This window comes from Sphingomonas xinjiangensis (genome assembly GCF_014199255.1).
Classification (GTDB): domain Bacteria; phylum Pseudomonadota; class Alphaproteobacteria; order Sphingomonadales; family Sphingomonadaceae; genus Sphingomonas; species Sphingomonas xinjiangensis.
This window is the reverse complement of the sequence record NZ_JACIJF010000016.1, coordinates 49,136-61,512: the sequence shown is the minus strand read 5'-3', so window position 1 is coordinate 61,512 and position 12,377 is coordinate 49,136. Positions and strand designations below refer to the sequence as shown.

The following is a 12,377-nucleotide window of genomic DNA, read 5'->3' as shown; positions in this document are numbered from 1 at the left end:
GCTGTAATGATGGTGGGGAGCACGGCGACATTGGCGTGTCCATCGTCGATGCGAAACGTGATGGCCATCTCGACCTCCTTCGTTGAAACCGCACCCACCTCTCCCTCTCTCCTCCACCTGATCGCCGCTGGTGGCCTGTGCGGTGACGGGCCCGATCCGCCGCCGTCAGCGTTGAGAGGGAGACAATTGGAGAGCCGAGATGATGTACGATCCAGAGGACCAGAACTCCGCCCCGGACGAGCAGGCGGAGGACATGGAAGAGGCGCAGAAAGATGCCGCCCATGAGCGTGAGGAAAATGGCGGCTACCAGTAGGTCCAGGCACCGCTCGTAGTGCGGTCGGCGAGGCGTAGCGGCGGCGAGACCGAAGGGTCGAAGCCGCCCGCGAGCGAGCCGACCAGGGCGACAAAGTAGTGAATAGGAAAAGGCCCCGCGGTTACCCGCGAGGCCCTTGCGTGTGCGTGAGAAGCGGGGGGCCGAAGCCCCCCGGCAGCATGTCAGAGTGGAAGCTTCGCCACGACGCCTACCGCTGCTCCGGCAGTCGCAATCACCGTGGCAGTCGCCGCGATCAGCCAGCGGAGTGTGTTGATGTCGCCCCGCATGCTTGAGACTGCCGTGTGCATCCCGAGATTGACCGAGTCTAGCTTCGTCGCGAGCGCGTCGATCTTGGCGTTTTGCGTGTCGAACCTTCCGTTAAACGCGGCGCTCTGATTGCCAATCTGGCCAATCAGCAGGTCGATCTTGTCTTCCAGTGGCTTAACCGCGCGGGCGACCGACATTTCGATATGCTCCTCGACAACCTCGACGGCCTTCGCCGCGATCTCGTCGTCGATATTAATGCTTTTCAGCGCGCGAAACAATGAGACCTGCATGTCGTCCTCCTTCTTCTTCAAGACGATTTTCGCAGAAGGGCAGCGCGGTGGGGGTCAAGGATCGCGTAGCGACCGCTTTAGCGGTGATGGGGGCAACGATTTTCCCGCAGGGAAAATGGTGGGGCCCCGTCGTCCTTGAGGCTCGCCGCGCTGTCCGGGACAATCGGACGACTTGAGAGAGAGTTTTACCCCCGCGGCAGCAGCGCTGGGCCGGGCTCGAAGCCCGGCACGGCGCTCAACCGGGCAATGCGTAGCCAGGGGAGGCCCGAAGGGGCCGGACCGCAGCGAGCGAGCAGTGCCGGCGCGACAGAAAAAAGGGGGCGCGAAGCCCCCTTAGTCGGTGATCGTCTCCGCTGTCGCGGCCTCCGCCTCCCGATCGTGGGCGGTGCGGATCAGCTGCGCCACCTCGTCGTTGCGGCCCTGCGCGACGATGATGCCGTATGCGTTTCCGAGGCAGGCGTCCGCCGCCAGATCCTCTGCGTATCGGTGAGCATCGTCATACTCGCCCGAGCAGTCAGTGATATCCTCATACTCCTCGCTGTAGGCGTTGAAGGAGCCTTTATATCGGCCCGCCCACTGGTCGCGGCTCTTGAGGGCTTCTTCGATCCTCTGGATGATCGAGAAACCAGCTTGTTGGGCGGCCCAGTAACCAGCCTCATCCGGTCTGTAAGTCCGCAGCGTGTCGATCGCCGGCGTGACTGGCTGCGACGTTTCGCTAATCGCCGCTTGGCGGCGGCCGCGATTGAAGCAACGAGTGTTAATGGCGTTGCTCTTCGACGTTTCGTTGATGTGCATTACCGTTTCCTTTTCTCTTCAAGACGGATTCCCCCGTAGGCCTGTGCGGCGAGGGTCAAGGACCGCGAAGCGGCCGCTTCAGCGGCGATGGGGGCAACGATTTTCCCGCAGGGAAAATGGTGGGGCCCCGTCGTCCTTGAGGCTCGTTGCGCAGGCCGGGATAATCGGACGACTTGAGAGAGAGTTTTACCCCCCGCGGCAGCAGCACGCGGCGGGCTCGATGCCCGTCACGTGCTTCTTGTGCCGATGCGTAGCCAGGGGAGGCCCGACGGGGCCGGACCGCAGCGAGCGAGCCTGCAGCGGTGTTAAGCGTCGACCTCGATCAGGTCACCGCGCGGTGTTTCCACTTGATGGTGCATAGGTCCGTCATAAGGCCGCACAAGCGCCTTGGCGGCGTCCGTGTCTCCGTCCAGCCATGTGATCAGGTCGCACGGCTTCAGGATCACCGGCATGGCTTTCGGGTGCCACGGCCGCACGATGTCGTTCGGCTCTGTGGTCCCGAAAGCGAAGGCCTCGCCGCGCTCGGTCGGCCGCCAGAGACCTGCAAAAAAGCCGATCGGCTGGTCGGGCAATGAGAACCACATCTGCTTAGGCTGGCCGTCATCACCCTTGCCGCCTTCGGGGTGCGGCTCGGCGAAGTGGGTAAACGGAACGATGCAGCGCCGCTCGGGAGTTTTGAGCGACGGCGACCACATGCTCGAGCTGAGATTGCGCGCGTTGGTCACGTACCTGGAAAGCTTGATCTCAGGATCGCGCTTGCTCGGGATCTTGGTCGGGAAACCCCATTCCATGAGGACCATTTCGAGCGGCCGATTGCCGCCTGTCGCGCGCCGCACAACGGGTCCGTGGCGCGCCGTCTTCGTGCCTGTCGGGAAGATCTCGCGAGCCGGGGGAAAGGTCTCATCGGGCGCGTAAGGAGCCTCGAAACCGCACGCGCGCATCACTGCGGCTTGCTTGGCTGAGATGCGAAACCGATTGCACATGGCAGCCAATCTAGGCTGCCGTTTGCAGCTAGGCAAAATTTGCCGGGTAGGGTGCATCTGTAGCGACATTGGCGCGCGGCAGCGCCTTACCGGAGGGGGGAAGGTCGCCGCGCGTGCTGGTGCCAGCAAGCCCCGGCGGGGGCGATGCTGGCGGCGGCACGCGCGGCGACCTGGCTGGGGGGAACCGTAGGGTTCCCCCCTGATGCGACGATGACAACAAAAGGCCAGCGCCGGGGCTAGGGCTCCCCGTCGCTGGCCAGTTTCCACTTGCCGGTGGAAAGGATGGGGCGGCGGATCGCGCCGCCCGAAGTCTTAGCCCCAGATTGTGCGCTTGATCTCGGGCGCAGGTGCCTGCCGGTCTGCTCGGAAAGCATGGGTCGGAACGTTCGCGGCCTTCAGCTTGTCGAGCAAATGCCCTTGGATGCCGGAGCCTTCGCATACGATCGCCTCGACGGGGCGGAGGCTGACAAGCTGGTCATTGCGGACGAACCCGGCGCGGTTGCCATAGCGGCCCGTTTGCGGCGTGAAGGCCACGACGGGAACGCCTCGGCTCGCCGCCCATGCGGTGGCGATTGCGTCGGCTCCCTTGCGCTGGGCGGTGGTGCAAAGCGTCATGCTGGGCACGCGCGCTTTGATCTGGTCGAGGCGGGCATAAAGCTGCTCGTGGTCGTGCCACTCCTGACCGCCTGAAAACACGACAAGCGGGCCGGTGGGGTTGCGCTGTTCGCGTAGTGCCGTCGCGCGTGCTTTGAGGAAGTCGAGGCCTGCAATCTGGCTGGCGGTCGTGGCGCTCGAAACCTTGGTGCCGCGTGCGCTGCTCCAAGGGCGGCCCGTCTGTGCGCGGTAACAGTCGGCGGCATAGTCGCGCATGCAAGCGATGGCGTCCCGCTGCTCTGCCTTCGTCTGGGCGCGGAGGGTCAATTCCTCGACTTCGACCGCGTAAATTTCGGACGGGTCATAGCGGCGGACCATTTCGCCAAGTTCACGCGAAAGGGCGTCTTCCTCGCGTGCCAGCTTGTCGGCTTCATAGTGGAAGCTGTTCACAAAGCCCCATGCGATTGCCTGCGCGCTCGCCTCAAGGCGGGTATCGCGGAACAGGTCAAAGAGGGTCACCATGATTGCATGGCAATCGTGCTGCGCCTCGGCGGGCTCGGGCATGTCGAGTTCGGCGGCTTCCTCACCGGGAGCGATGATTGCGAGCGCGCCAACGTCTCCGAACGCTTCATGAAAAGCGGTGGTGGTGGTGTCGTGGCGGATCGCGTCGGCAATCGCCAGTTCGCGGTCGGTGGCGTCAAGGTCGTGCTCGGCGCTGTCGTCCAGCGGGTCACAATCGGGCGTGTTGTTGCGCGCGGCGTTCGTGAAGGCTTCGCCAAGATCGGCAAAGCTGGTAAGGCGGCGGCTAGTCGTTTCCTTCGTCATAGCTTCATTCCCTGTGGCAAGTGGTGCGATCAGGGCCGGGGGAGGGCTCCACCCCTCTCCCCGCCCGTTTCAGGCATTCAGCAGGGCACGTAATCGTCTGCCAGCTGGTCGGCGGGGATCAGCGCGCCGTTCTCGGTGGCGTTGCCGTCTCCAAAGCCAGTGCTGCGCGACTTGCCACGGCGGCGGGCCTTGGGTGCTTCCTCGCTGGTGCCACCCCCAAGCGGCGGGAATGCCATATCTTCGCCGGTGGTGTCGGTGTCGTCTTCGTCACGGTTGCGGCGGCTGCGGCGGTTGCCGTCCATGTCGCGGGCCACCTGCTGCGGGCGGTTCCAGACTACGCGGAAGCCGTCGACGTCATCGCCGAAAAGCATGATGGGGAGCGGGTTGGCAAAGCTCGGGTCTTCGAGCCGTCCCTGATAGAAGATTTCGCCGCTCGTATTGCTTTCCTGCTCCCAAAGCGCGCCGACCTGAACCCAGCGACGGGCAACGTTCAGGGCCATGATCTCGAAAGCCGGGGCGCGCTCATTGTCGCTGCGCACGGGGCGAAGGCCAAGGCGGGGAAGATCGATAGAAACCGAGGCGATCGAACCGAGAAGATCACCGTTTGCGTTGCGCTTGAATTCACCGATGTTCATGATCGTAACTCCTCTAGTCGGGGGCTTCTCCCCCTTGCCTGGGCGGGGCCTCTCCCCTTTCCCTTCCGGCATCTTCCTTTTACCCCCTCCCCTCTAAGTATTGAAGCTCGTTGTTTTCTTGACAGAAAGTCATCGTACTTGGTGAGTCAGAGCAAAAGAAAGAAGCCGCGACCAGCGGCGTAAGTAAAAAGCAAATGGCGCATTGGCCGCGCAAGCGGACAATTCTTCTTCCTACCGCAGCGTTGAGCGAGGCCTGCCCTTGATCTCATCGCACTCGGAGCCGTCGTCGCAGGGGCTCAAGGCGCAGGCGTGTTCGGCGCGGGCAACATGAATGACGGAGGCTCCGCCGCTTTAGCGGTGGAAACCGTAGGGCCTTTAGGCCCGGTATTCTTGTTGAGCCGCCTTTCAGGAACAAACAAAAGCACTGGCCGCCTTGGCGGCCAGTTCTCTCTAAGGCGGCGACCGCGGCGGGCAGGTCTGCAACGCGGAGACACTGTGAGACGGCGAAGAGTGTGATGAGATCATGGGCTCACAAGCAGCCCATGACGCGCACTAAGCGCGTCATTCGATAGCCGAAGGCTGTCAGGGGTGGGTGTGCGGCAGGCTACACGTCGATGAAGGGGAGCGGCGTCACCGTGAGGACAACCGCCCCGATAGGTGATCGTGACCCGAAGGGCGGAGACCGCTTGCGGGCTCCGTCGGAGCGCGCTGCAAGCGCGTGGAGATAGAGCGCCGGTGCCGGCACCGCCGGCAATCGCCGCTCAATTCGTCAACGGCGCGGGGTGCCTATCGAATGCGAGGTCGCGCAAGGCCGCCTTTGCGTCCTTGAGATCCTGCTTCCGTGCCGAATCCGGCTCTCGCACGATCGTAGCAGCAAGTTTATCGAAGTGTTGCAGATCGAATTCCATACCCAGCTTGTCGGCATGCCGCGCAAGGTCCTGACGATCACGGTCTAGTTCGGCGGAGCCGGACGGTGCAGCCCGCACAAGCTTTAGCATGTGCTGTGGTTCGATCAGCTTTGCCACGGCCCAGGCAGCCAAACCGCCAAACGCCGGCACGCCGGCAACAATCAGGAGAGTAGGAAATACCATGTCTTCACCCTCAGTTTGACGAACGTTAGTGTTGTCGCCCTGCTTGCACGAGTTGGCAATAGCATGGCGCTTCAGCGTCTTTGTGCCCTAACCCACGAGCCGAGTGGCGTTGTCACAGGTCGATGTTTCGGATCTGAAGCTCGGCGGCAAGGGCATTTTGCACTGGGTCGCCCGCCTCGGCGTCGCTGTTTAGGTATTCGCTGCGCAGCTCTTCGTCGGAAAGCGCAGCGATGCGCTCGGGCAGGCACAGAGCGAGGCGCTCGCTTTCGAGGTCGTCGGTCGGTTCAGAAGGATGCGGGTTCATCGCTCGATCATACGCTTTCTTGCGTTCAAATCACCTAGCCGATGTCGTCGATGCCGATCACCTCGTCGTCGCCGCCGTCGCGAACCAGGACGGGCTTACCTGCCCGCGCAGCGTCCACAGCGGCGTCTTGTGGCCAATCTCCGTATTCGCGGAGCACCTTTATCATGTGCGCCTCTGCCGAAAGTCGGTGAGGATGCGATTTGATGATGGGGTCAAATGAGAGGGAGGTGTGCACGGTGACCAGGGGCATGTCGCTGCTCCTTTCGAAGGGTGGATGGCCTGACCGCGCAGAAAAGCACGACCAAATACTGTGGGCTTGCTGCGCGATTAGGGGTTGTTGACGTTCGCGCTTTGTTCTAGCCTTCGCATCCATTGGACGAGAGGAGCGCGACGATGAAGATTGAAGCTGCACTGCGTGATTTCGACTTCGACTTGATCCTCCGGGATGCGTTCGAAGATCGTGGGTTGCCGTTGTCGCGCCGGCTGCTGGCGGGCGCGTCGATTGGCGTCGAGCTGGACACCGGCTTCTACGCGGTGGGTCAGCTTCTGGAGGCGCTTGCCGATCTGCAGGCGGACAGTGTGCGCGGTGAGCGGTACGGCGAGGGGTATCTGGAGATGGAGGACATCCTCGACAGCAAGAACCCGTTCCAGATGCGGATCTGGCACCTGGTCCGTGACCAGCATATCGGACAGGCCGTGGCCGATCTGATCTGGCTTCGTTCGCTCGCCTACCGGCGCGCGGCGATGTTCAAGGAAGCTTCGAAGGTGGTGGGCGTGACCTACTACACCCAGGACCAGATGGCGGAGCGGCCAACGGCGGCAGCGCTGATGGTGTCGAAGGCGTTCTCGCGCGGCAAGTAGGAGGGAGGGCGCGCTACGGCGCGCCGTCCAGCCCTACCAAGTTGGTTTCGCTCAACACCTGGTTACGGCCGTTGCGCTTCGCGCGCTGAAGAAGGGTCTCAGCGGCTTCGATGATCTCAGCAGGGGATCGTCCGCGCGAGGCCACCACGCCGGCTGAGAAGCTGATCGTACCTAGCGGCTGATCGCTGTCGCGCACGCGGAGCCGCTTAGCGGTGAGGGTAGCGCGGGCTTTCTCGATAAGTGCCGCAGCGCTGCCGATTGCAGTGCCCTCCAGGATGATGAGAAACTCTTCGCCGCCCCAGCGCCCCACTAGGTGCGGCGCACAGCAATCTTCGAGTGTTGTCGCAAGCAACTTGAGGACACGATCGCCGACGCCGCTGCCATGGACGTCATTGAGCTGGCGGAAGTGATCGATGTCGACCAGAGCCGCGCAGCAGCTTCCCTCGGCCGCTGCAGCAAGGTTCCGCTCGGTGCCTTCCCGGTTGTATAGTCCGGTGATGGGATCGCGGTTCTCTCCCCGCCCGATGGAGCTAAGCTCATCGCGGAGCGCCTGTGTGTGGCGGATCGCCTCTTCCAGCTTCTTCTCAGCCTCTGCGGTCTGGAGGATCATCGCTGCGACGATCGCGCGCGTGTTCAGATCCGGGGCGTCGAGTAGCGAAGCCGATGCCTGCACCAGGTTGCGGTTGAGCAGCGAGGTAGCGTCGAGCGTACCGCGGATGATGTCGAGCAGCCGCAGCGTGACCTGATCGAGCTTCGGTATAAGCTGACCAAGCGGGATTTCCGATGAGGGAGCCTCATTGGCGAAACTCGCGAGGTCTTCAGCGCTGATCCGCGTTCGGCGGTCGATCAGGTCATGGACCTTGGACGAGAAACTCGCCTCATCCCCGAACAGGTGGCGGTGCGCGAATGTATAGTGGGCTGGCGTGTGCTCCAGCTCGTGGTCGTCGAGGAAGCGCAGCACCTGCACCCCTGGTGCGTCGGTCTTCTCATTCATGGCTTCACTCCGGTTTCGAACGACGCTTCAGATCAGGCTACGAGGGCCAGAACCATTTCGGGTGCGGCGGGCCTTTCTGCTGCAACGCGGAAAGGCTGCATCGGATTGCCAGTTCCGACGACGAACTGATCGACACCGCTGGCCTCGCGGATCCTCACTGCGACGGCGTAGGCGTTCTCCAGGGAAGCAAGGCACGCGCGGCGCGGAGAGGGCAATATGCTGCTCATACGGGGGTCCTCATCAATGAGATTGAAAGGTAGGCTGGGGTAGGTGATGAACATCATCGAGCGCTCAGCGTTCGTTGTTGAACCTTCGCATACCGAGGGCTCTTTGGATGGATGGGGTCGGAAGCACTGCCGTGGCTTCCGGCCCCATCTGCTTTCTGCACCTCGCGTCGCAAGTTCGTGCTTTCGAGTACGATTACCCGGGTAGCGGGAAGGCTGGTCAAGAGGGCCGGAGCAGCTCCAATGCCGCACAAGCTTCAGCTGGGTAGGCGCTTGTCAGATTGCCGTGCAGTTTCTGGAAGTCCGCGAGGGCGAAGCGCCCGTCACGTCCAGGCCGAGTGATAAGCAAGGCACTGATGATGATGTCCTGGAGCTTCCGCACGTCCTTGGGCTCGCCGTCCTCACCATAGGTGACCGGAGGCGAGAAGCCCGCCTCGAGCCAGGTGCCTAGCCCTTCCTCGACAACGTTCAGATAGTCGGCTGCAGCGCCGATGCTCGCGTCATCGTCATCAACGCGAACGCCAAGCGTGAAGTAGGTCCCAAAGTCGTGAGGGTTTCGCAGCTCTACCAGAGCGCAGCCCGCCGGCGGCGAACCGTACTGCGCGATGATCGCGGCACGATATGCTGCGACCTCCAGCTTGTTGATCCGCTCGAAATCCGGTGTTTGGCCAAGTTGCGCGCAGGGTTCGCTCGCTGGCGCGCCGCCGATGTCGATAACACAGGGCATTGGGCTTCTCCCGGATCACCATGATCCGGCCATCCCCTCCCCCTCCACTCCGTCGCTAAAGTCGTGTACGCGACGCTGAGATGTCGTTGCGCTCATGCATCGATCAAGATCTTCTACAGACCTTGGGGTTCGACATGCTTCATTCCATCATCACGCTGGTTGCAGCCTTCCTTACACCATCGGCAAACGCGGCAGGGCCAACGTTCCCGTCCAAGTTCCATGGCGAATGGGCCCGTGTTCTGACGGACTGCAACTCGCGCGGCGGCGAGAATGTGTCAGGACTCACGGTCCGGGCCTCTTCGATCACCTATTACGAAGAAACCATGGAGCTGCAGCAGGTCCAGGTGAGAGGCGATAGCCTGACGTACACCGGCAAGTTGATCTGGGCTGACGGTGAGGACACGTCTAGCGGCAAGCTTCGCCTTTCAAGCGACGGTAGTCGCTTGTTCGGCGCATCTGACACCGAGAGCCTTGTGCGCTGTCCAGCGTGATGGTGAGCCAATAAGCGTGCTGGATGGCGTTGGAGGTTCAGATTGGCATTCACATAGAAAAAGGGAGAGGCCGAAGCCTCCCCCTTTGTTCAGCTGAACAGCTTCAGAAACGCTGGCGCGAGGCCGATCGCTGCGAGGATGAAGCCTACCGAGGCGATGACCCAAGTCTGCGCCTTTAGCTGGGCTTCTACGCCTGCGTTCGCTTCCTTGATTTTCACTGCCAGATACTCCTCAAATGCCTTCACAACCTCGGTTGCCTGATCGTCGCTCAAGTTAAGGGACTTCAGGGCTTTAAACAATGCGATGTGCATTCGGTTCTCCTTCTCGATGATTGGAGGTGAACACACGGCATGGGCTCCGGCGCTGGCTGTCAGGGACCGCGAAGCGGCCGCGCCAGCGGGGAGTGGGGGAGCCGATTTGCGCAGCAAATTGGGGGAACCGCTCATCCTTGATAGGCAGCGCGCACCCATGCCAAACTGCCACATTCAATAGAGAGAAAAACCACCACGGACGGTGGATCAGCCCGATCGGCAAAGCCGATCTGCCGGCAGCGCCGGCACGATGCGGTGCAAAGTACTTCAAACGTTCTGCTTGCGAGCGTCAATGTCTAGGGTCATCGTGTAAGCTATGCTGACGAATATATCAGTGCACGACTTCCTGACTGGAATGGCGGGAGGGTCGTTAAGCGTCCTATTGGTCGCTTTCGCGGGGCGCTACGTGACGTCCAAGTTCGCGCCCACGCTAGACACAAAGATCGTGGGTTTCTGTTTGGCCGCTGGAATGATGCTGGGCGGCGGTACTATCATTCGAGGTTCACCTGACCCGTCCGAAGTGGAAATTGCTGGCCGAGGAATCGCCTCCTTCTTGGTGCTCGCGACGCTATGGTTCGCGTGGTTTAAGCGACACGCAAAGCGGAACATCGAGTCACAATAAAGCGACACGCGCATCCAGGAACTCGTGGCGAGTTGATGCCTCAGTCCGAAATCAGGATTTCTTCGGGCTCGCCCGAAGCTGCTCTGAACACTAAAACGCGGCTGTAGTCGTTGGAGATTAGCAGCCGATCGGCACCTGCGGGAACGACGAAGGTCTGCTCGGTGCCATGCACCTGCTCAATCGTCTCCTGGGTCGGCTTGGTCTCGCCGCGCTCCACTCGCATCTCGGAGCACTTGTCCCATGCGACATACATGAACGGCTCGCCGTCACTCCAGGTGCCGCGGATGGTGCACACCGTCTTGTCTTTACCCTCAAGCTTCTGCCCAGCGACGTTAAACGTCTTGGTTGCTTGTGCAGGAACGCCTCCAAGGCCGAGGACCGCTGGGATCATCATCAGAAAGTACATCACTGATCGTCCTTAGTGGGCTCGTGCAGAGGGTGGTGAGGGTTGCTTAGATTTGCCGACTAGGTGGCCTTGAGGGTCCATCGGCATAATCTTGAAGCAGCTTTGCGCGCGTTCCCTCCGGTATGGTCGCGAACGGCTCCACCACAGCGATCGCCGCTTCAGGGGTGCGGAGCTCCCCATAGTCTGCGCCAACCCACACGATCGGATCCTCATCGGGAGACGCTGTGCTGAACACCTGTGCGAAGAACGTCTCCAGCGGTCGATCCCATCCGACAATGGCATGGTCCACGTCGTTTCGGTCGGCCCTCGGCTCAAGCTTGTATCGGCTCATGGTGCTCCCTCCCAAACGTCAGACTCAATAGTCACTCACCAGCATGATAGTCATCACGCGGCGCGTGACTGAAGCGTCGGCGGGATCTTCCGAGCCATACTCCAATGCCGGATCATAATAATCGATTTTGAAGCAGATCCGTTCGCCCGCGAACTCTAGTGAGCCGTAGTCGCGCTCAGGGCCGTCCCCTGGCTTGAACTCGTAGCGGCGGATCGCCTTCAGCAGGTTGGCGCCGGCGATCAAGCCGGTGACAGTATCGCCGCCGCCAATGCTCGCAAGACAGTTCTGGGTGAACATCGTCTTGGAGGTTCGATCTAATCCCACCCGGCATCGGTCATTGAGGTTCGCGATCAGGGTGATGCGGCAAGGTGCTGTCGTGTTCATGCTGCCTCCAGCAGGCCTGCGTTGAAGCGCTCGAGCCAGTCTTTCATCGTTGGGCGGTTTTCGAGCGGGAGCCGTGCGGCGGCGGCCTGAAACTCGATTAGTTGGGTTGGAGCCTGAGCGATGATCGTCTCGATCTCAGCCTCAGGAAGCAGGTTCTCGTGGCGGATGAACTCGGTCATCGAGCCTGGCCGAAAGCGCGTGCTGCGTCGCCAGAGCCCTTCGGCAGTATGGAGCCTGGGTGCCGCGCGTGCCTCCACAAGCACGATCATGCGGAAGCACCATGGTGGCAGGGCACGGACCTCTTCCGGTGTCATGCCGATGCAGATGAAGCAGGAAGACTTCGGCGGCACTGGAAGCCCTTCGGCCTCGATCCGAGCTTTGCAGCGGTCTCGGTTCCAGCCCCAGCGCCGCAATGGGTAGTCATAGTCGTAGTGCGGATCGTGAATCGTGACGGCATGCTGGTACCGGCGCGTGTCCTGTTTGCCGGCATCGAAGCCGATCAAGCGGACAACCTTCTCCCCACGGGCCCAAGCATCGATCGCCGGTTGCCAATTCCGCAAGAAAGCGTCCTGCGGGGCTTTCTTGTACTTCAGGCTGCAGCTCGATCCGCCCAGGCTCTTGCTCGGCACCGTCGCGTTGGTGAGGCACATCTCGAGGAGTGAGTAGTAGGGCGGCCAATGCTTGAACCGCTTGGGCGCGTAGCTGACGATCTCAAACTGGATACCGTGAGCGGCCATCCATGGTCGGATGATGTCCAGATAGGCGTAGGTAAGCGGGTTCTCGACGCCGGTGTCGGCAGTCAGCACCAGATCGGGGGCTTCACCCCGCGCGACTAGCTCGATCAACAATGCGGTGCTGTCGACGCCAACGCCGTAGGCGAGCACGGTCGGAGGGCGATTACGGATCATGAGCAGGCTCCTGCTAGGCTG

Annotated in this window: 18 protein-coding genes; 2 read left to right on the top strand and 16 right to left on the bottom strand. The window is 61.8% G+C overall.

Annotated features, from left to right (window positions below):
• Window positions 1-495: 495 nt before the first annotated feature.
• From FHT02_RS17735 to FHT02_RS17700, 8 genes are all read right to left on the bottom strand, one after another.
• Complete coding sequence (locus FHT02_RS17735; RefSeq protein WP_184090848.1) at window positions 496-870, bottom strand: hypothetical protein; 375 nt, start codon at window positions 868-870, stop codon at window positions 496-498.
• A gap of 333 nt (window positions 871-1,203) precedes the next feature.
• Window positions 1,204-1,665 carry a hypothetical protein gene (locus FHT02_RS17730; RefSeq protein WP_184090845.1) on the bottom strand — a complete coding sequence of 154 codons (462 nt, stop codon included), beginning with the start codon at window positions 1,663-1,665 and terminating at the stop codon, window positions 1,204-1,206.
• A gap of 305 nt (window positions 1,666-1,970) precedes the next feature.
• Window positions 1,971-2,648 carry an SOS response-associated peptidase gene (locus FHT02_RS17725; protein WP_184090844.1) on the bottom strand — a complete coding sequence of 226 codons (678 nt, stop codon included), beginning with the start codon at window positions 2,646-2,648 and terminating at the stop codon, window positions 1,971-1,973.
• A 312-nt stretch (window positions 2,649-2,960) separates the two neighbouring features.
• A complete protein-coding gene (locus FHT02_RS17720; protein WP_184090842.1) occupies window positions 2,961-4,067 on the bottom strand; it encodes a DUF2493 domain-containing protein in 1,107 nt (368 codons plus the stop codon).
• Between the two features lie 77 nt (window positions 4,068-4,144).
• Window positions 4,145-4,702, bottom strand: a complete 558-nt coding sequence (locus FHT02_RS17715; protein ID WP_184090840.1) for a DUF736 domain-containing protein — start codon at window positions 4,700-4,702, stop codon at window positions 4,145-4,147.
• A 761-nt stretch (window positions 4,703-5,463) separates the two neighbouring features.
• Complete coding sequence (locus FHT02_RS17710; RefSeq protein ID WP_184090838.1) at window positions 5,464-5,793, bottom strand: hypothetical protein; 330 nt, start codon at window positions 5,791-5,793, stop codon at window positions 5,464-5,466.
• A 112-nt stretch (window positions 5,794-5,905) separates the two neighbouring features.
• A complete protein-coding gene (locus FHT02_RS17705; protein ID WP_184090836.1) occupies window positions 5,906-6,097 on the bottom strand; it encodes a hypothetical protein in 192 nt (63 codons plus the stop codon).
• Window positions 6,098-6,131: 34 nt separating this feature from the next.
• Window positions 6,132-6,347: a hypothetical protein gene (locus FHT02_RS17700; protein WP_184090833.1), complete on the bottom strand. Its 216-nt coding sequence runs from the start codon at window positions 6,345-6,347 to the stop codon at window positions 6,132-6,134.
• 143 nt (window positions 6,348-6,490) lie between these two features.
• Here FHT02_RS17700 and FHT02_RS17695 point away from each other — a divergent pair, with 143 nt between their 5' ends.
• Window positions 6,491-6,958: a hypothetical protein gene (locus FHT02_RS17695; RefSeq protein WP_184090831.1), complete on the top strand. Its 468-nt coding sequence runs from the start codon at window positions 6,491-6,493 to the stop codon at window positions 6,956-6,958.
• A gap of 13 nt (window positions 6,959-6,971) precedes the next feature.
• On the opposite strand, the gene FHT02_RS17690 is transcribed toward FHT02_RS17695, so the two are convergent.
• From FHT02_RS17690 to FHT02_RS17680, 3 genes are all read right to left on the bottom strand, one after another.
• Window positions 6,972-7,952 carry a GGDEF domain-containing protein gene (locus FHT02_RS17690; protein WP_184090828.1) on the bottom strand — a complete coding sequence of 327 codons (981 nt, stop codon included), beginning with the start codon at window positions 7,950-7,952 and terminating at the stop codon, window positions 6,972-6,974.
• Window positions 7,953-7,984: 32 nt separating this feature from the next.
• Window positions 7,985-8,236, bottom strand: coding sequence for a hypothetical protein (locus FHT02_RS17685; protein WP_246352501.1), 252 nt, complete (start codon window positions 8,234-8,236; stop codon window positions 7,985-7,987).
• Window positions 8,237-8,396: 160 nt separating this feature from the next.
• Window positions 8,397-8,903 carry a hypothetical protein gene (locus FHT02_RS17680; RefSeq protein WP_184090826.1) on the bottom strand — a complete coding sequence of 169 codons (507 nt, stop codon included), beginning with the start codon at window positions 8,901-8,903 and terminating at the stop codon, window positions 8,397-8,399.
• Window positions 8,904-9,037: 134 nt separating this feature from the next.
• On the opposite strand from FHT02_RS17680, the gene FHT02_RS17675 reads away from it, so the two are divergent.
• Window positions 9,038-9,394 carry a hypothetical protein gene (locus tag FHT02_RS17675; protein WP_184090824.1) on the top strand — a complete coding sequence of 119 codons (357 nt, stop codon included), beginning with the start codon at window positions 9,038-9,040 and terminating at the stop codon, window positions 9,392-9,394.
• Window positions 9,395-9,483: 89 nt separating this feature from the next.
• Here FHT02_RS17675 and FHT02_RS17670 read toward each other — a convergent pair whose 3' ends face one another.
• The 5 genes from FHT02_RS17670 to FHT02_RS17650 form a co-directional block, all read right to left on the bottom strand.
• Window positions 9,484-9,705, bottom strand: a complete 222-nt coding sequence (locus tag FHT02_RS17670; protein ID WP_184090822.1) for a hypothetical protein — start codon at window positions 9,703-9,705, stop codon at window positions 9,484-9,486.
• A 662-nt stretch (window positions 9,706-10,367) separates the two neighbouring features.
• Complete coding sequence (locus tag FHT02_RS17665) at window positions 10,368-10,733, bottom strand: hypothetical protein (protein ID WP_184090820.1); 366 nt, start codon at window positions 10,731-10,733, stop codon at window positions 10,368-10,370.
• Between the two features lie 46 nt (window positions 10,734-10,779).
• Entirely contained in the window at window positions 10,780-11,064 is a 285-nt protein-coding gene (locus FHT02_RS17660) for a hypothetical protein (RefSeq protein WP_184090818.1), read from the bottom strand.
• Between the two features lie 24 nt (window positions 11,065-11,088).
• Entirely contained in the window at window positions 11,089-11,448 is a 360-nt protein-coding gene (locus FHT02_RS17655) for a DUF3768 domain-containing protein (RefSeq protein WP_246352500.1), read from the bottom strand.
• Entirely contained in the window at window positions 11,445-12,356 is a 912-nt protein-coding gene (locus FHT02_RS17650) for a hypothetical protein (RefSeq protein WP_184090815.1), read from the bottom strand. The genes FHT02_RS17655 and FHT02_RS17650 overlap by 4 nt, the downstream gene beginning before the upstream one ends.
• Between the last annotated feature and the right edge of the window lie 21 nt (window positions 12,357-12,377).